Origin of the sequence: Pseudomonas sp. zfem001 (assembly GCF_032621725.1) — a bacterium.
Taxonomy (GTDB): domain Bacteria; phylum Pseudomonadota; class Gammaproteobacteria; order Pseudomonadales; family Pseudomonadaceae; genus Aquipseudomonas; species Aquipseudomonas sediminis.
In genome coordinates this window covers 369,630-386,400 of record NZ_JAVYJI010000003.1, presented here as the reverse complement: position 1 = coordinate 386,400, position 16,771 = coordinate 369,630, and the positions used below count along the sequence as shown (strand labels likewise).

Annotated in this window: 17 protein-coding genes; 12 read left to right on the top strand and 5 right to left on the bottom strand. The window is 63.0% G+C overall.

Translation table 11 applies throughout. The annotated features are described in order from the left end of the window. Positions 1–133: 133 nt before the first annotated feature. The 5 genes from RTH74_RS13935 to RTH74_RS13915 all read left to right on the top strand — a co-directional run bounded on the left by RTH74_RS13935 (position 134) and on the right by RTH74_RS13915 (position 4,769). Positions 134–1,525: an FAD-binding oxidoreductase gene (locus RTH74_RS13935; RefSeq protein ID WP_099526005.1), complete on the top strand. Its 1,392-nt coding sequence runs from the start codon at positions 134–136 to the stop codon at positions 1,523–1,525. Between the two features lie 113 nt (positions 1,526–1,638). Beyond that, complete coding sequence (locus RTH74_RS13930; protein WP_316915046.1) at positions 1,639–2,304, top strand: fumarylacetoacetate hydrolase family protein; 666 nt, start codon at positions 1,639–1,641, stop codon at positions 2,302–2,304. A 111-nt stretch (positions 2,305–2,415) separates the two neighbouring features. Beyond that, complete coding sequence (locus RTH74_RS13925; RefSeq protein ID WP_316915045.1) at positions 2,416–3,333, top strand: SdiA-regulated domain-containing protein; 918 nt, start codon at positions 2,416–2,418, stop codon at positions 3,331–3,333. A 102-nt stretch (positions 3,334–3,435) separates the two neighbouring features. Then, on the top strand, positions 3,436–3,783 hold the full coding sequence (locus RTH74_RS13920) for a NirD/YgiW/YdeI family stress tolerance protein (RefSeq protein ID WP_021490467.1): 348 nt from the start codon (positions 3,436–3,438) through the stop codon (positions 3,781–3,783). Positions 3,784–3,854: 71 nt separating this feature from the next. After that, positions 3,855–4,769, top strand: a complete 915-nt coding sequence (locus RTH74_RS13915; RefSeq protein WP_316915044.1) for an SdiA-regulated domain-containing protein — start codon at positions 3,855–3,857, stop codon at positions 4,767–4,769. On the opposite strand, the gene RTH74_RS13910 is transcribed toward RTH74_RS13915, so the two are convergent. Together RTH74_RS13910 and cadR are read right to left on the bottom strand one after the other, a co-directional pair. Next, positions 4,766–5,101: a YegP family protein gene (locus RTH74_RS13910; RefSeq protein WP_316915043.1), complete on the bottom strand. Its 336-nt coding sequence runs from the start codon at positions 5,099–5,101 to the stop codon at positions 4,766–4,768. The two genes, RTH74_RS13915 and RTH74_RS13910, sit on opposite strands and share 4 nt — an antisense overlap. Positions 5,102–5,161: 60 nt before the next feature. Beyond that, positions 5,162–5,614 (bottom strand): Cd(II)/Pb(II)-responsive transcriptional regulator, encoded by a 453-nt coding sequence (gene cadR / locus RTH74_RS13905; protein WP_316915042.1) that lies wholly within the window; start codon positions 5,612–5,614, stop codon positions 5,162–5,164. Positions 5,615–5,694: 80 nt separating this feature from the next. On the opposite strand from cadR, the gene RTH74_RS13900 reads away from it, so the two are divergent. Both RTH74_RS13900 and RTH74_RS13895 read left to right on the top strand, forming a co-directional pair. Further along, positions 5,695–7,914 carry a heavy metal translocating P-type ATPase gene (locus tag RTH74_RS13900; protein WP_316915041.1) on the top strand — a complete coding sequence of 740 codons (2,220 nt, stop codon included), beginning with the start codon at positions 5,695–5,697 and terminating at the stop codon, positions 7,912–7,914. Between the two features lie 10 nt (positions 7,915–7,924). Next, complete coding sequence (locus RTH74_RS13895) at positions 7,925–8,260, top strand: DUF3703 domain-containing protein (RefSeq protein ID WP_316915040.1); 336 nt, start codon at positions 7,925–7,927, stop codon at positions 8,258–8,260. A 67-nt stretch (positions 8,261–8,327) separates the two neighbouring features. On the opposite strand, the gene rpiA is transcribed toward RTH74_RS13895, so the two are convergent. Further along, positions 8,328–8,999: a ribose-5-phosphate isomerase RpiA gene (gene rpiA / locus RTH74_RS13890; protein ID WP_059392378.1), complete on the bottom strand. Its 672-nt coding sequence runs from the start codon at positions 8,997–8,999 to the stop codon at positions 8,328–8,330. A 159-nt stretch (positions 9,000–9,158) separates the two neighbouring features. Here rpiA and ilvA point away from each other — a divergent pair, with 159 nt between their 5' ends. Together ilvA and RTH74_RS13880 are read left to right on the top strand one after the other, a co-directional pair. After that, positions 9,159–10,673, top strand: coding sequence for a threonine ammonia-lyase, biosynthetic (ilvA, locus tag RTH74_RS13885; protein WP_316915039.1), 1,515 nt, complete (start codon positions 9,159–9,161; stop codon positions 10,671–10,673). An 85-nt stretch (positions 10,674–10,758) separates the two neighbouring features. Continuing rightward, positions 10,759–11,199, top strand: coding sequence for a DUF2269 family protein (locus tag RTH74_RS13880; RefSeq protein ID WP_316915038.1), 441 nt, complete (start codon positions 10,759–10,761; stop codon positions 11,197–11,199). 261 nt (positions 11,200–11,460) lie between these two features. On the opposite strand, the gene RTH74_RS13875 is transcribed toward RTH74_RS13880, so the two are convergent. Continuing rightward, positions 11,461–12,114 carry an HAD family hydrolase gene (locus tag RTH74_RS13875; protein ID WP_316915037.1) on the bottom strand — a complete coding sequence of 218 codons (654 nt, stop codon included), beginning with the start codon at positions 12,112–12,114 and terminating at the stop codon, positions 11,461–11,463. A 144-nt stretch (positions 12,115–12,258) separates the two neighbouring features. Here RTH74_RS13875 and RTH74_RS13870 point away from each other — a divergent pair, with 144 nt between their 5' ends. Both RTH74_RS13870 and ptsP read left to right on the top strand, forming a co-directional pair. Beyond that, entirely contained in the window at positions 12,259–12,738 is a 480-nt protein-coding gene (locus RTH74_RS13870) for an RNA pyrophosphohydrolase (protein ID WP_099525994.1), read from the top strand. An 18-nt stretch (positions 12,739–12,756) separates the two neighbouring features. Continuing rightward, positions 12,757–15,036: a phosphoenolpyruvate--protein phosphotransferase gene (ptsP, locus tag RTH74_RS13865; protein ID WP_099525993.1), complete on the top strand. Its 2,280-nt coding sequence runs from the start codon at positions 12,757–12,759 to the stop codon at positions 15,034–15,036. Positions 15,037–15,115: 79 nt separating this feature from the next. Here the strand turns inward: ptsP and RTH74_RS13860 are convergent, their stop codons facing one another. Then, the gene (locus tag RTH74_RS13860) at positions 15,116–15,859 is read right to left on the bottom strand and encodes an NRDE family protein (RefSeq protein WP_316915036.1); all 744 of its coding nucleotides are present in this window, start codon (positions 15,857–15,859) and stop codon (positions 15,116–15,118) included. Positions 15,860–15,987: 128 nt separating this feature from the next. Between RTH74_RS13860 and RTH74_RS13855 the strand changes: the two genes are divergently transcribed. Continuing rightward, on the top strand, positions 15,988–16,770 hold the full coding sequence (locus RTH74_RS13855) for a sulfite exporter TauE/SafE family protein (protein ID WP_316915035.1): 783 nt from the start codon (positions 15,988–15,990) through the stop codon (positions 16,768–16,770). The last annotated feature ends 1 nt before the right edge of the window (position 16,771 follow it).

Below are 16,771 nucleotides of genomic sequence, written 5' to 3'. Positions count from 1 at the left end.
TCAGCCAGCGCCCGTAGATCACCGCATAGCTCGATTCACGGGGTGCGTATGCTAGCATGTTCGCCTTTTTCAATGCTCGGTTGCGACCTGAATGGTTCTCAGGGCGACCATGAATCCTTTGAGAGTTCAGTAGATGACCACCCCTGCCCAGATCGAAGAGCTGAAGACCCTGGTTGAACCCGGCAAGGTATCGACCGACGCCGATTCCCTGGAAACCTACGGCAAGGATTGGACCAAGCAGTTCGCTCCGGCACCTTCGGCCATCGTCTTCCCCAAGACCACCGAGCAGGTGCAGGCCATCGTGCGCTGGGCCAATCAGCACAAGATCGCCCTGGTGCCGTCGGGCGGCCGCACGGGTCTGTCCGCCGCTGCTGTGGCCGCCAATGGCGAGGTGGTGGTGTCGTTCGACTACATGAACCGCATCGTCGAGTTCAACGAGTACGACCGCACCGTCGTCTGCCAGCCGGGCGTGGTAACCAAGCAGCTGCAACTGTTCGCTGAAGAGAAGGGCCTTTATTACCCGGTGGATTTCGCCTCAAGCGGTTCCAGCCAGATTGGTGGCAACATCGGCACCAATGCCGGTGGAATCAAGGTGATTCGCTACGGCATGACCCGTAACTGGGTCGCCGGCCTGAAAGTGGTCACCGGCACCGGCGAACTGCTTGAGCTGAACCGCGACCTGATCAAGAACGCCACCGGCTACGACCTGCGCCAGCTGTTCATCGGCGCCGAAGGCACGCTGGGCTTCGTCGTCGAGGCCACCATGCGCCTGGAGCGTGCGCCGAAGAACCTCACCGCGATGGTGCTCGGCACGCCGGATTTCGATTCGATCATGCCGGTGCTGCACGCCTTCCAGGGCAAGCTCGACCTGACCGCCTTCGAGTTCTTCTCCGACCGCTGCCTGGAGAAAATCCTCGGCCGTGGTGACGTGCCGGCGCCGTTCGAGAGCCGCACGCCGTTCTATGCCCTGCTGGAGTTCGAGGCGCTGAACGAGGATGTGGCCAACGAAGCGTTGGCGACCTTCGAGCACTGCGTCGAGCAGGGCTGGGTGCTCGACGGCGTGATGAGCCAGAGTGAGCAGCAACTGCAGAACCTGTGGAAGCTGCGCGAGTACATCTCCGAGACCATCAGCCACTGGGTTCCCTACAAGAACGACATCTCTGTAACCGTCGGCCAGGTACCGGCCTTCCTCAAGGACATCGACGATATCGTTTCGGCCAACTATCCAGATTTCGACGTGCTCTGGTACGGCCATATCGGTGACGGCAACCTGCACCTGAACATCCTCAAGCCCGAAGCGCTGGCCAAGGAAGACTTCTTCGCCAAGTGCGCGGTGGTCAACAAGTGGGTGTTCGAGATCGTCGAGAAATACAACGGCTCGATCAGCGCCGAACACGGTGTTGGCATGACCAAGCGCGATTACCTGCAATACAGCCGCTCGGCGGCCGAGATTGCGTATATGAAGGCGATCAAGGCGGTGTTCGATCCCAACGGGATCATGAACCCCGGCAAGATCTTCGCCTGATCGCAGACGCCCGCCTGATAGCGGGCGTTTTCGTATCCGGCCCCGCGTCGGTTAAGGTACGGCACCGGCCACAAGCCGCCATGCCCACAATATAAACAACACAGGAGTCGGTGATGAGCTATCAGCACCAGTACGTCGACGGAACCACCGTCCACTTTCCCCTTGGCAAGGTCGTGTGCATCGGCCGTAACTACGCCGAGCACGCCAAGGAACTGAACAACCCGGTGCCCAGCGAACCCTTGCTGTTCATCAAACCGGGCTCCTGTGTGGTGCCGCTCGATGGCGGTTTCGCCATTCCCGATGATCGCGGTTCCGTGCATTACGAGGCGGAGATCGCGGTACTGATCGGCAAGCCGCTGTCGAAGAAGCCGGATGCCGAGGAGGTGCGAGACGCCATCAGCGGCTTCGCCTCCGCGCTGGATCTGACCCTGCGCGATGTGCAGGCCAAGCTCAAGGAGAAGGGCTATCCCTGGGAAATCGCCAAGAGCTTCGACGGTGCCTGCGTGCTGGCGCCTTTCGTGCCGGGTGATGCCATCGAAGACCTGGCCGATATCGGCATTCGCCTGGTGATCAACGGGGAAACCCGCCAGGACGGCAATAGCCGCGACATGCTCAACCCCATCGTGTCGATGATCCAGCACATGGCCGGGCACTTTGCCCTGCAGCCGGGCGACGTCATCCTCACCGGTACGCCGGTCGGCGTGGGTGCGCTGAACAAGGGCGACGAGCTGGTTTTGGAGCTGGTCGGTCACAGTCGCTTCACCAGCCGCGTGCTATAAGAGGCGCTCAGCGCCTGAACGCTGAAGTCGTCCGCCGTCCACCTCTCTGGCCGGCGGAACTCCTCTCGACAACGGATGTCGGATTGCCATCATGCAGCCGAGCCGTAGCCGATGTCCGCTCTCCTTCGTAAGATTCGCCGCCCCCGCTACTGGCTTTCAGGCCTGGCAGTCGTCGCCTTGGGTGCACTGGCGCAGACCCAGCACTGGGATGATCGCGCCCAGTTATGGCTGCAGGAACGCTCGACGCCATTGGTTGATCGCCTGGCCAGTGTCTGGTTACCCGGTTACCGCGCGGTGATCCAGGCCAAGGCGCTGGCCGGCCTGGAAAAGGACGAGACCTCGGGGCTGACCTATAACCCGCAGACCGGCACCTTGTTCACCGTAACCGGCAAGAATCCTCTGCTGGTGGAGCTGTCGCGTGAGGGTGAAGTCCTACGGCGCATCGAGCTCAAGGGTTTCGCTGACCCTGAGGGCGTGGAGATGATGGACAACGGTCGGATGGCCATCGTCGATGAGCGGCGTCGTCAGCTCACCACGTTCACCCTGGGTGACGATGATCTCGAATTGAATGCGGCCGATTTTCCCGGCTTCGACCTGGGTTTCGCCGAGTCAGGCAACAAGGGTTTCGAAGGGCTGGGCTGGGACTCACGTAGCCACAGCCTGCTGCTTGGCAAGGAGCGCAGTCCGCTGGGGTTGTTCAGCATGCCGTTCCCGGGAGCTGACGATGACGTTGGGGTCTTGCACCCGTTGGCATCCGTTAACCTCGGGCTACGCGACATTTCCTCGTTGAGCGTCGATGAGCGTACGGGCCACGTGCTGGTGCTCTCCGATGAGTCGCGCATGTTGCTGGAGATCGACCGCTCTGGTCAGCCGGTCAGCTTCCTCAGCCTCAATGCGGGCTTCAATGGTCTGGAGCAAGGCATCAAGCAGGCCGAGGGGGTGGCTATGGATGAAGAGGGCAACATCTATATCGTCGCCGAGCCCAACCTGTTCTATGTCTTCAGTAAACCGGCGCCGGATGCCGGATGAGCGCCCGTGACGGATTCAGTTTCGCTTAAGCGTCGATTCAGTCTGGCTTCAGCTAGCGACACTAATCTGACCCCGTCACTTACGAACAACGAGGTTCACACCATGAAACGTACCGCTCTCGCTCTGATGGTTCTGCCGCTGCTCAGCACCGCTGCTTTCGCCACCGGTTACACCGGCCCTGGCGCCACCCCGCAGGTCACCACCGTGGCTGCTGCGCTGGAAGCTGCTGACGACACCCATGTTGTTCTCGAGGGTCAGATCGTCAAGCGTCTGCAAGATGAGCTCTACGAGTTCAAGGACGCCACCGGCACCATCCAGGTTGAAATCGACGACGAAGACTGGCCGGGCCAGAAGGTCTCGGAAACCGCCAAGGTGCGCCTGACCGGTGAAGTCGACAAGGACTTCAACAGCCGCGAAATCGATGTCGATCGCGTCGAGCTGATCAACTGATCGCGATATCCCGCCCGCCCGCCACGTTAAGCCCGTGGCGGGCTTTTCCGTGGTAGTCAGAGAAACTCATCATGCGTCGTCTGCTCTCCATCAATCCCTGGCTTTATCTGCTTTTGTTCGTGCTGTTGATTGGAGCCGTGCTGGGCCAGCAGTATCGATTGTTCGAGCGAGCCTGGTTCTCCGTGCAAGAGTGGCAGCACAGTGCGCAGTGGCGCGAGCACTCATTGTGGCTGGGCGACTATCGCGTGGTGATCGAGGCCAAGCCTATTGTCGATATCAGTGATGTCTCGGCACTGACTTACGATCCAGATCGACGCAGCCTGTTCAGTGTCACCAATAAGCCGGCCAAGGTGATCGAGATGAGCCTGGACGGTGAGCTCAAGCGCACTATCGACCTTGAGGGTTTTGGTGATCCTGAGGCTATCGAGTACGTGGCGCCCGGTGTCTACGTGATCGCCGACGAGCGCGAGCAGCGCCTGGTCAAGGTGCGTATCGACGATAACAGTCGTGTACTGAATGCCGCCGACTTCCAGCAGCTATCTCTGGGTATCGGCCTCAATGGCAACAAGGGCTTCGAGGGGTTGGCCTACGATGCGAAGAATCAGCGTCTGCTGGTGGCCAAGGAGCGCGATCCGGTACGTATCTTCGAGGTGCTTGGTTTCCCCCATGTCGATGAGAGCAAGCCGTTGGCGCTGCAGGTCAATACCGACCCGAAGCGTGATGCCCGCTTGTTCGTGCGCGATCTTTCCAGCCTTGATTTCGATGCGGCGACGGGCCACATGCTGGCGCTGTCGGATGAATCTCGCCTGGTGATCGAACTAAACGCCGACGGCAAGCCTGTCAGCACCCTGTCGCTGCTGCGTGGGCAACATGGCCTGCAGCGCAGTGTGCCGCAGGCCGAGGGCGTGGCAACGGACGACGATGGCAACCTGTACCTGATCAGCGAGCCGAATCTGTTCTACGTGTTCAGGAAGCAGGGCGACTAATTCGTCTGGTCGTCGGTCGGCGCGCCCGGTGCATTGTTTTGCACCGACTCGATGCCATTCTTGCAACTGGCGGTACTGGCGTACATCTGACTTTGCCCGACCACTTGGCCGTTGGTGGCCATGAGTAGGAAGTAGTGTTTGTCGTTGCTCGAGGTTTTGCTCTCGAAGGCGCCGTCGCGTTGTGAGTTCTTCTTCACCGACTCGATGCCGTTGAGCGCTGAATCCTTGGCCTTGTACATCTCACTGCTGAGGATGACCTGGCCATTGCTCGCCAGCAGGTTGAAGTGGAACTGGCCGTCTTTGGCCTTCTTCAATTCGAATTTTCCAGCCATTTTCGTTTCTCCCTGAGCGTCCGGTGAGATACCGGAGCGGTGCTCAGCAAGCGTAGTTCATCAATGCGAGTGGCTCTTGCCGACATGGGTATGGCCGTCGTCCGGCAGCGGTTGCACGCCGCCGCTGACGTTGAGCTGGCGCAGGATGCCGCAGTCTTCCGCCTCCTTGGGGCCGTTGCAGCGGTCGCGCAACTCGGTGAGTTGGCCGCGTAGCGCCTGCAGGCTGTCGATTCGCGCCTGAACATGTTCGATATGCTCGTCCACCAGGCTGTTGATGCCGGCGCAGCTCTCATGCGGCAGGTCGCGCAGGGCCAGCAGCCGCTGGATCTCTTCCAGGGTCATGTCCAGCGTCCGACAGTTGCGGATGAACACCAGACGCTCCAGGTGCGGGGCGCCATACAGGCGGTAGTTGCCTTCGCTGCGTGCGGGCGCCGGGAGTAATCCTTCGCGCTCGTAATAGCGCACGGTTTCCACCTGGCAGCCGGCCTTTTTTGCCAATTCTCCGATTTTCATGGGTTCGCCTCCGCGAGTGCTTGACCCTATAGTGACTACAGGGTGTGTACTCGGCAACAGATACCTGACGGAGACTTGCCATGAGCCGTTGCTGCGACCACTCGCACGAACAGCCGCCTGCCCACCACGAACATGCCCACGGCCACGCCGGGTATGATCACGATGCTCATCAGCAGTCCGTTGACGAGCCGCTGAGTGGCCCGCTGAACACCCGCATTCGTATCGAGCAGATGGACTGTCCCACGGAAGAACGCCTGATCCGTGATGCACTGGGTCGGCTACCGGGCGTGGCGGGCCTGCAATTCAACCTGCTGCAGCGCGTGCTTACCGTCAGTCACGACGAGGGGGCGCTGGCCCAGGTTCTGCCTGCCATCGAGGCTCTGGGCTTCACGCCGCAGTTGCAGGATGAGAACACCGCTCAGCAGCCGGTCGCCGCTCCCGTGCAAAAGCCCTGGTGGCCGCTGGCGTTGGCCGGGGTGGTGGCGACCGCTTCCGAGGTCGTGCATTTTGCCGAGCTCGGTCCGGACTGGCTGGTGGCACTGCTGGCGGTGGCCGCCATCCTGGTGTGCGGGCTGAACACCTACAAGAAGGGCTGGATCGCCCTGAAGAATCGCAACCTCAACATCAATGCGCTGATGAGCATCGCCGTGACCGGCGCCGTGCTGATCGGCCAGTGGCCGGAAGCAGCGATGGTGATGGTGCTGTTCACCCTGGCCGAACTGATCGAGGCGCGTTCGCTGGACCGGGCGCGCAATGCGATTCGTGGGCTGATGGATCTAGCGCCACCTCGCGCGACGGTAAAGCAGGCCGATGGTGCCTGGCAGGAAGTTGACGTGCAGTCCATCGGCCTGGGCGCGTTGGTGCGTGTACGCCCCGGTGAACGCATCAGTCTCGATGGCGAGGTAGTTGGCGGCTCGTCGACGGTCAACCAGGCACCGATCACCGGGGAAAGCCTGCCGGTAGAGAAGGGTGTGGGCGATCCGGTGTTCGCGGGCACCATCAACGAGGCCGGCTCGCTGGAGTTCCGCGTAACGGCGGTGGCACGCGACACCACCCTGGCGCGCATCATCCATGCGGTCGAAGAGGCGCAGGGTTCGCGCGCACCGACCCAGCGCTTCGTCGATCAGTTCTCGCGCATCTATACCCCGGCGGTGTTCGCCTTCGCCCTGGCGGTTGCCGTGCTGCCACCGTTGCTGATGGGCGGTGCCTGGCTCGACTGGGTCTATCGTGCCCTGGTGCTGCTGGTGGTGGCGTGCCCCTGCGCGCTGGTGATCTCCACGCCGGTGACCATCGTCAGCGGCCTGGCAGCCGCCGCGCGCAAGGGCATCCTGATCAAGGGCGGCGTGTACCTGGAGAATGGTCGGCATCTGGCGCTGCTGGCGTTGGACAAGACCGGCACTTTGACTCACGGCAAGCCGGTGCAAACCGACAGCCTCCATCTGCTGGAAGTGGATGAGCCGCTGCACGCCGCCTGGGCAGCGAGCCTGGCCGCGCGCTCCGACCATCCGGTTTCCCGGGCATTGGCTCAGCACGCCGCAGAGCAAGGGCAGGCGCTGCATGAGGTCGAGGACTTCGAGGCGCTGCCAGGGCGCGGTACCAAGGGCGTGGTCCATGGCACGCTGCTTTATATAGGCAACCATCGCCTGGTCGAAGACCTCGGGCTCTGCTCTGTGCAGCTGGAAGAGCGTCTGGAGGCGCTGGAGCGTCAGGGCAAGAGCGTGGTGGTGTTGTGCGACGAACAGCGCGCGCTGATGCTTTTCGCCGTCGCTGACACGGTGCGTCAGACCAGCCGCGAGGCGGTCGCCGAACTGCACGAACTGGGCGTACGCACCTGCATGCTCACCGGTGACAACGCCCATACCGCGGCGGCCATCGCTGAACAGGTGGGTGTCGACGAGGCGCGTGGTGACCTGCTGCCTGCGGACAAACTGGCCTGGGTCGAGGCGCGCCAGGCGCAGGGCAAGGTGGTGAGCATGGTTGGCGATGGCATCAACGATGCGCCGGCGCTGGCCAAGGCCGAGATCGGTTTCGCCATGGGCGCCGCCGGGACCGATACCGCCATCGAGACCGCCGACGTGGCATTGATGGACGACGATCTGCGCAAGATTCCGGCCTTCGTGCGCCTGTCGCGGCAGACCCACGCCATCCTGCTGCAGAACATCGTCCTGGCGCTGGGGATCAAGGCTGTTTTCCTGGCCATGACGCTGACCGGTGAAGCGACCATGTGGATGGCCGTGTTCGCCGACATGGGCGTGAGTCTGATGGTGGTGTTCAACGGCCTGCGCTTGTTGCGCAAATGAAGGGGGCGCTATGAACATGGGACTGCAAGTCGCCATCGACGAGGCTTTCGCTAAGGCGCAACACGAACTTCGGGCTCGCCACAGTGCTGCGGCACTGGTCTGGCTGGAACGTGCACACATCCTCACTCAGCGGCGCCCGTGGCTGCACGCGCGTTCGCACTGGCTGATGCTGCAGGCAGGCTGGCAACAAGGGGATATGCGTGAGGTGCTGGGGCAAATGCCGCGCATCCTAGCGGCGCTGTTGTTCTCGCGCATCTGGGTGCCCATCGGCAACACCGGGCGGGCGCGGGTCAGTGCGTTTCAACCCATGCCGATGAGTGAGGAGCTGCGCCGCCTGTTGGAGTAGGCGGCGCATTGGCAGGCTCCATAGCCCGAATGCGATCCGGGCTACGATTGACGCGACTGCTGGCGTCTCAGCGCTTGAGCGTCTTCACGCCTTCGGCGGTGCCGAGCAGCAGCAGATCGGCCGGGCGGGCGGCGAACAGGCCATTGGTGACCACGCCGACGATGGCGTTGATATCCGCTTCCAGCTTGACCGGGTCGGTGATCGACAGGTTGTGCACGTCGAGGATGACGTTGCCGTTATCGGTCAGCACGCCTTCGCGGTATACCGGGTCGCCGCCCAGCTTCACCAGCTCGCGCGCCACATGGCTGCGGGCCATGGGAATGACTTCGACCGGCAGCGGGAAGTTGCCCAGCACCGGCACCAGCTTGCTGGCGTCGGCGATGCAGATGAAGGTCTTGGCCACGGCGGCGACGATCTTCTCGCGGGTCAGCGCTGCGCCGCCGCCCTTGATCAGGTGCAGGCGCTCGTCGCTCTCGTCGGCGCCGTCGACATAGAACTCCAGTTCGGCGGTGCTGTTGAGATCGTAGACCGGGATGCCATGGCCCTTCAGGCGTGCGGCGGTGGCTTCGGAGCTGGCAACGGCGCCATCGAAGTCCATCTTGTGCTTGGCCAGCGCGTCGATGAAGAAGTTGGCGGTGGAGCCGGTGCCGACGCCGACGATGCTCTTGCTGTCGAGGCGCGGGAGAATGTGGTCGACGGCGGCCTGGGCCACGGCCTGTTTCAACTGATCCTGGTTCATCGCGGGGGAATGCCTGGGAAGGTAGAGAGTTAAGCCGCGAATTATAGCCGCAAGTGGTGTGCTGACGGGGTAGAACCCGCGCCTTTCGTATGGTCGTCCGGCGCGGCGCTGGGGTAGACTCGGCAGTCCTCTCAAAGCCCGAACGCCTGCGAAATCGCCATGCTCGAACAGTACGTGAAGAAGATCCTCACCTCGCGCGTTTATGACGTCGCGGTGGAAACCCCGTTGCAACCCGCCCGTCAGCTCAGTGAGCGGCTGGGTAGCCAGATTTTGCTCAAGCGCGAAGATCTGCAGCCGGTGTACTCGTTCAAGATTCGCGGTGCCTACAACAAGCTGGCGCAACTGTCCCCGGAAGAGCTGGCGCGTGGCGTGGTCACCGCCTCGGCTGGCAATCATGCGCAGGGCCTGGCCCTGGCGGCCAAGCACCTGGGCGTGAAAGCGACCATCGTCATGCCGCGCACCACGCCGGAGCTGAAGGTGCAGGGCGTGCGCTCGCGCGGTGGCAAGGTGGTGCTGCACGGCGACGCCTTCCCCGAGGCGCTGGCGCATTCGCTGAAACTGGTGGAAGAGAAGGGCTACACCTATATCCACCCGTACGACGATCCGCTGGTGATCGCCGGGCAGGGCACCGTGGCCATGGAAGTGCTGCGCCAGCATCAGGGCCATATCGACGCCATCTTCGTCCCGGTCGGCGGCGGCGGACTGATCGCCGGCATCGCTGCGTACGTGAAATACCTGCGCCCGGAAATCAAGGTGATCGGCGTCGAGCCGGATGACTCCAACTGCCTGCAGCAGGCGATGGCGGCTGGCGAGCGCGTGGTGCTGCCGACGGTCGGGTTGTTCGCCGATGGCGTGGCAGTGGCGCAGATCGGCCAGCACACCTTCGATATCTGCAAACATCACGTCGATGAGGTGATCACCGTCAGCACCGACGAGATCTGTGCGGCGATCAAGGACATCTACGACGATACTCGCTCGATCACCGAGCCGGCCGGTGCGCTGGCCGTGGCCGGAATCAAGAAGTACGTCGAGCGCCAGGGTGCCAACGGCGAAGTGCTGGTGGGCATCGATTCCGGCGCCAATGTCAACTTCGACCGCCTGCGTCATGTGGCCGAGCGCGCCGAGCTTGGCGAGAAGCGCGAGGCGATCATCGCCGTGACCATTCCCGAGCAGCCGGGCAGTTTCAAGGCCTTCTGCGAGGCGGTTGGCAAGCGCCAGATCACCGAGTTCAACTATCGCTATCACACTGATCGCGAAGCGCACATCTTCGTCGGTGTGCAGACCCATCCGGAGAATGACCCGCGCCAGGCGCTGGTCGAAGGCCTGCGTGCGCAGGGCTTCCCGGTGCTGGACCTGACCGATAACGAACTGGCCAAGCTGCATATCCGCCACATGGTCGGTGGTCATGCTGCTGGCGTCGGTGACGAGATGGTGCTGCGCTTCGAATTCCCCGAGCGGCCGGGTGCACTGTTCAACTTCCTGCAGAAGCTGGGCGGGCGCTGGAACATCTCGATGTTCCACTACCGCAACCACGGCGCTGCCGATGGCCGCGTGCTGGCCGCGCTGCAGGTGCCAGCGGACGAACGCCATCTGGTGCCAGCGGCGCTGGACGCCATCGGGTATCCCTACTGGGATGAAAGCGAGAATCCGGCCTACAAGCTGTTTCTCGGCTGAGCACGGGTAGGGCGGGTGTAACCCGCCGCCGCGTTCTCGCGGGTTGCCCCCGCCCTACTTAATCGCCGAATAGAAGGAAACCACGATGGAACACTACCTGCTGGTTCGCATCCTCCACAGCGCCCCGGGCGTGTTGCTGCTGCTCGGCCTGATCGCCCATGGCGTCATGCTGTTCAAGGCGCAGCGCGGTGGCGATTCCGCCGTGCTGGCGCGCAAGCTGCGGGTGACTCTGCTGTTCAGCTTTCCGGCGTTCGCCGTGCTGGCGCTGAGCCTGCCGGTCACTGGCTACTGGCTGGTGGACACCGCCGGCTGGCCGCTGGGGCAGACCTGGCTGCTGCTGGGCAGCATTCTCTATGCGCTGATGATGCTGCTCGGTTTGCTGCTGGCCGGTCGCCTGGCGGTCTGGCGCGCGCTGGGTGATGCGCCAGCGCCAACAGCGTTGAAGCGTCTGTGCCTGATCTATGCCGGGCTGATTCTGGTATTGCTGATCGCCATCATGGCGTTGATGGGCGCCAAGCCGGCTTGAGCAGGTCGGCGGGCTGCTCGCTTCGCTCGCGAGACCGCCCTACGTTTTACCGGCTGCGTCTGCTTTTCGCCTGTAGGAGCGGCAGGGCGGCATTGCGCTTCAGCCGCGATTGCAGCTATGAAAGATTTCGCGGCTGAAGCCGCTCCTACAACTGCGTGTTCAGCCCGGTAGGGTGTCGCGGGGCCGCCCAGGCTGTGCGCACCGGCGGCTGACGATGGAGCTTGCGGTGCGCACGGCGCACCCTACGTTTGGCTGTGACGCTTAGCGCAGCGAGATCACCGGCCAGCCGCGTTCGGTGGCGGTGGCGCGCAGCACGTCGTCCGGGTCGACTGCCACGGGGTTGGCCACCGCTTCGAGCAGCGGCAGGTCATTGCGTGAGTCGCTATAGAAGTAGGCCCCGTCGAGGTTGTACCCCGTCTCTGCCAGCCACTCGTTCAGCCGCGTCACCTTGCCGCCCTGGTAGCACGGCGTACCGGTGATGTGCCCGGTATAGCGGCCGTCCTGCATGCCGCATTCGGTAGCGATCAGCGTGTCCACGCTCAGGCGTTCGGCGATGGGTGCGGTGACGAAACGGTTGGTGGCAGTGATGATCACCAGCTTGTCACCTGCGGCGCGGTGCTCGGCCAGCAGTGCCTCGCCCTTGGCCAGAATGATCGGCTCGATCACCTCGGCCATGAACTCGCGGTGCCACTGCGCCAGTTGCGCCATGTCGTGGCGGCCAAGAATGGCCTGACTGAAATTCTGATAGGCCACCACGTCCAGTTTGCCGGCACAGTAATCGGCATAAAAGGCATCGTTGCGCGCGAGGTACTCGGCTGCGTCGACCAGGCCGCGCTGGCAGACGAATTCGCCCCAGCTGTGGTCGCTGTCGCCAGCCAGCAGGGTGTTGTCGAGATCGAAAAGGGCCAAGCGCACGGTTCGTTACCTGTTCTATGGAAAGGGGAGGCGCGCCAGAATAGCCGCTTTGCCGGGGCTTTCAAACTGCACCTAAACCCGCGTTGCTGCTGTCGCCGGCTTTGTGGAACAATGCCGGAACTTGCGTGTACGAGGTTGCTTGCCGTGATCGATTCTGATGGTTTCCGCCCGAATGTCGGCATCATCCTGACCAATGATTTCGGCCAGGTGCTCTGGGCCAGGCGTATCAACCAGGATGCGTGGCAGTTTCCCCAGGGCGGCATTAATGATCGTGAATCGCCGGAAGAGGCGCTTTACCGTGAACTGAATGAAGAGGTCGGGCTCGAAGAGCAGGATGTGAATATCCTCGCCTGCACCCGAGGCTGGTTGCGTTATCGTTTGCCGCAGCGTCTGGTGCGCACGCACAGCCAGCCGCTGTGCATCGGACAGAAGCAGAAGTGGTTTCTGCTGCGTCTGACTGGAGCTGAAGACCGCGTACGCATGGACCTGACCGGCAAGCCCGAATTCGATGGTTGGCGCTGGGTCAGTTACTGGTACCCGCTGGGTCAGGTGGTCACATTCAAACGCGAGGTCTACCGCCGCGCGCTCAAGGAACTCGCCCCGCGCCTGATAGTGCGCGACTGATACGGACCCCAATCGAGCATGCTCAATACGCTGCGCAAGATCGTCCAGGAAGTAAACGCCGCCAAGGATCTCAAGGCGGCGCTGTCGATCATTGTGCAGCGGGTCAAGGAAGCGATGGGCAGCCAGGTCTGCTCGGTCTACCTGCTCGATGCGGAAACCAACCGTTTCGTATTGATGGCCACCAACGGCCTCAACAAGCGCTCCATCGGCAAGGTCAGCATGGCCCCCAGCGAGGGCCTGGTCGGCCTGGTCGGTAGCCGCGAAGAACCGCTGAACCTCGAAGACGCCGCCAGCCATCCCCGTTACCGCTATTTCGCCGAGACTGGCGAGGAGCGCTACGCCTCCTTCCTCGGCGCGCCGATCATCCACCATCGCCGGGTGATGGGCGTTCTGGTCGTGCAGCAGAAGGAGCGCCGCCAGTTCGACGAGGGCGAGGAAGCCTTCCTGGTCACCATGAGCGCGCAGCTCGCTGGCGTTATCGCCCATGCCGAGGCGACTGGCTCGATCCGCGGCTTGGGTCGCCAGGGCAAGGGCGTGCAGGAGGCCAAGTTCGTCGGCGTGCCGGGCGCACCGGGGGCAGCGGTCGGTACCGCTGTCGTGGTGCTGCCCCCGGCCGATCTCAATGTAGTTCCAGACCGCAGCGTTGATGACATCACGGCGGAGCTGGAGCTGTTCGACAAGGCGCTCGGCTGGGTACGCGAGGACATGCAGGAGCTGTCCGAGAAACTCGCCACTCAGCTGCGCAAGGAAGAGCGCGCGCTGTTCGACGTCTACCTGATGATGCTCGAGGATGCTGCGCTGGGTAACGAGGTGCGCAAGGTCATCCGTACCGGGCAGTGGGCGCAGGGCGCCTTGCGCCAGGTGGTGCTCGACCACGTCAATCGCTTCGAACTGATGGACGATGCTTACCTGCGTGAGCGCGCGAGCGATGTGCGTGACCTCGGTCGGCGCCTGCTTGCTTATCTGCAGGAAGAACGCAAAACCACGCTGGTCTACCCGGATAACACCATCCTGGTCAGCGAGGAGCTGTCGCCGGCGATGCTCGGCGAAGTGCCGGAAGGCAAACTGGTCGGTCTGATCTCGGTGACCGGTTCGGGCAACTCCCACGTGGCGATTTTCGCCCGCGCCATGGGTATTCCCACGGTGATGGGCGTGGTCGATCTGCCGTACTCGAAGATCGACGGGATCAAGCTGATCGTCGATGGCTACCATGGCGAGGTCTTCACCAACCCCAGCGAGCTGCTGAGCAAGCAGTACGCTGAGGTTGTCGAGGAGGAACGCCAGCTCACCGAAGGGCTCGATGCCCTGCGTGCGTTGCCGTGTGAGACGCTCGACGGCCATCGCATGCCGCTGTGGGTCAACACCGGTCTGCTCGCCGATGTGGCGCGCGCCCAGCAACGCGGCGCCGAGGGCGTCGGCCTGTACCGTACCGAAGTGCCGTTCATGATCAATGAGCGCTTCCCCAGCGAGAAGGAACAACTCGCCACCTATCGTGAGCAGTTGCAGGCCTTCCATCCGCTGCCGGTGACCATGCGCACCCTGGATATCGGTGGCGACAAGTCGCTGTCCTACTTCCCGATCAAGGAAGAGAACCCCTTCCTTGGCTGGCGCGGCATCCGCGTGACCCTCGATCACCCGGAAATCTTCCTGGTACAGACCCGCGCCATGCTCAAGGCCAGTGAGGGGCTGAACAATCTGCGCATCCTGCTGCCGATGATTTCCGGCACGCAGGAGCTGGAGGAGGCGCTGCACCTGATTCACCGTGCCTGGGGCGAGGTACGTGACGAGGGCACCGATGTGCCGTTGCCGCCTATCGGCGTGATGATCGAGATCCCGGCAGCCGTTTACCAGACCCGCGAACTGGCGCGCCAGGTGGACTTCCTTTCGGTCGGCTCCAACGACCTGACCCAATATCTGCTGGCCGTAGACCGCAACAACCCGCGTGTAGCCGATCTCTACGACTTCCTCCATCCGGCGGTGCTGCAGGCGTTGCAGAAGGTGGTCAACGACGCGCACATCGAAGGCAAGCCGGTGAGCATCTGCGGCGAGATGGCGGGTGATCCGGCGGCGGCCGTGTTGCTGCTGGCGATGGGCTTCGATTCGCTGTCGATGAACGCCACCAACCTGCCCAAGGTGAAATGGCTGCTGCGCCAGGTGACCCAGAGCAAGGCCAAGGAGCTGCTCGGCCAGGTGATGACCATGGACAACCCGCACCTGATCTACAGCACCCTGCATCTGGCGTTGCGCAATCTGGGCCTGGGTCGGGTGATCAATCCAGCGTCCAATATCCAGGCCTGATCGCTTGTACGAGCGAGCTCTGCTCGCGAAGCTTTTGTGCCCCAGGATTCGCGAGCAGAGCTCGCTCCCACCGCGCGGCTTACCCGCTTAAGGCGACCTCGCCTAGCGCGGCGCCATGCGGGCCGAAACTGCGCTCGATGATGCTCCAGCCGCCATTGCGCTCAAGGCTCAGCACCGTGCTGGCGCGGGTGCCATAGGCGGCGCTGGCGATGAAGACGCTCGACAGCAGCCGCTCCGTCGCCAACCCCACTCCCGTATCCGGAAGCAGCTGATCGTCCGGCTGGTTACTGTCGCTCAGCAGCCCCAATAGCGCTTCATCCCCGCTCTCGACTTGATCGCTCAAGGCATTCTTGGCACGCAGCAGCTTCGGCCAGGGCGTGTCGAGGGTGGCGTTGGACAGGCCATAAATGCCGCTCTGCAGTTGCCGGGGCCGGCCTTCCGCAGAGTTGAAGTGCCAGAGCTGTTGGCGGTCGCCAATCAGCAGGTTGAACCCGGCATGGGCTGCCGAGTCACGCATGATTCTGTCGAGATAGGCCGGTGCCGACTCCTGGCCCAGCAGGTAGTCAGCCGTCAGCGCGCCGCGTGAGCGCGGCCCGGCTTTCTGCCTGGGGTCGCGGATGTTGGTCAGCGCCGCGAAGCGACCTTGCGCGGTAACGCCGAGCCAGGTGCCGCCGGCCTGCAGGTCGCGGCCAGCGAATACGCCAGGGGAGTCCTGCCATTCACCCAGTGCGGCGCTGGGGCGCTCGTAGAATTCATCGCGATTGGCTGCAAGGCGCAGCACCGTCTGGTTTTCGGGCTGCCAGGCAAAGACGATCAGGCACATGCGGATTCCTCCGGTGGCGGAGTCTGGCAGGCTAGCGAGCTCAGCCAGGGGCGGCAACCGTTCCGTCGACCCGTATGCCGTTGAGTGGGCATTTCCGCTACCATGCCGCTTTGTTTTTGGGGGTGTCGATGGAACTGCTGCTCTACCTGGTGCTGGGTTCGGCCGCCGGTGTGCTGGCTGGCCTGTTCGGCGTGGGTGGCGGCCTGATCATCGTGCCGGTGCTGGTGTTGAGCTTCACCTCCCAGGGAATGGCAACGGAAATCCTCACCCATCTGGCAGTGGGCACGTCCCTGGCGACCATCGTCTTCACCTCGATCAATTCGTTGCTCGAGCATCATCGCAATGGCGCGGTGCGTTGGCCGCTGTTTCGTTGGCTGGCTGCCGGTATCCTGCTCGGTGCTGCGCTGGGAGCTGTGACAGCGGCGTTGATCCAGGGGCCTTTGTTGCAGAAGATCATCGGTACGTTCGCCATCGTCGTGGCAGTGCAGATGGCGCTGGACCTGAAACCCAAGGCCAGCCGCGATGTCCCAGGCAAGCCGGCGCTGACGGTGGCCGGCGGAGTGATTGGCTGGGCCTCGGCAATTTTCGGGATCGGTGGTGGTTCGTTGACCGTGCCCTTTCTGGTCTGGCGCAGCGTGCCGATCCAGCAGGCGGTGGCAACCTCGGCGGCTTGTGGATTGCCGATCGCCATCGCCGGTGCGCTGAGTTTCATGTTCACTGGCTGGGGGAATGCGCATCTGCCGCCATGGAGCGTCGGTTTCGTCTACCTCCCGGCGTTGCTGGGTATTGCCGTGACCAGCATGTTCTTTGCCCGTTTTGGTGCGCGCCTGGCCCATCGCCTGTCGCCACTGTTGCTCAAGCGTCTGTTCGCCCTGCTGCTGTTTAGTGTGGGTCTGAGTTTTTTCATCTAAG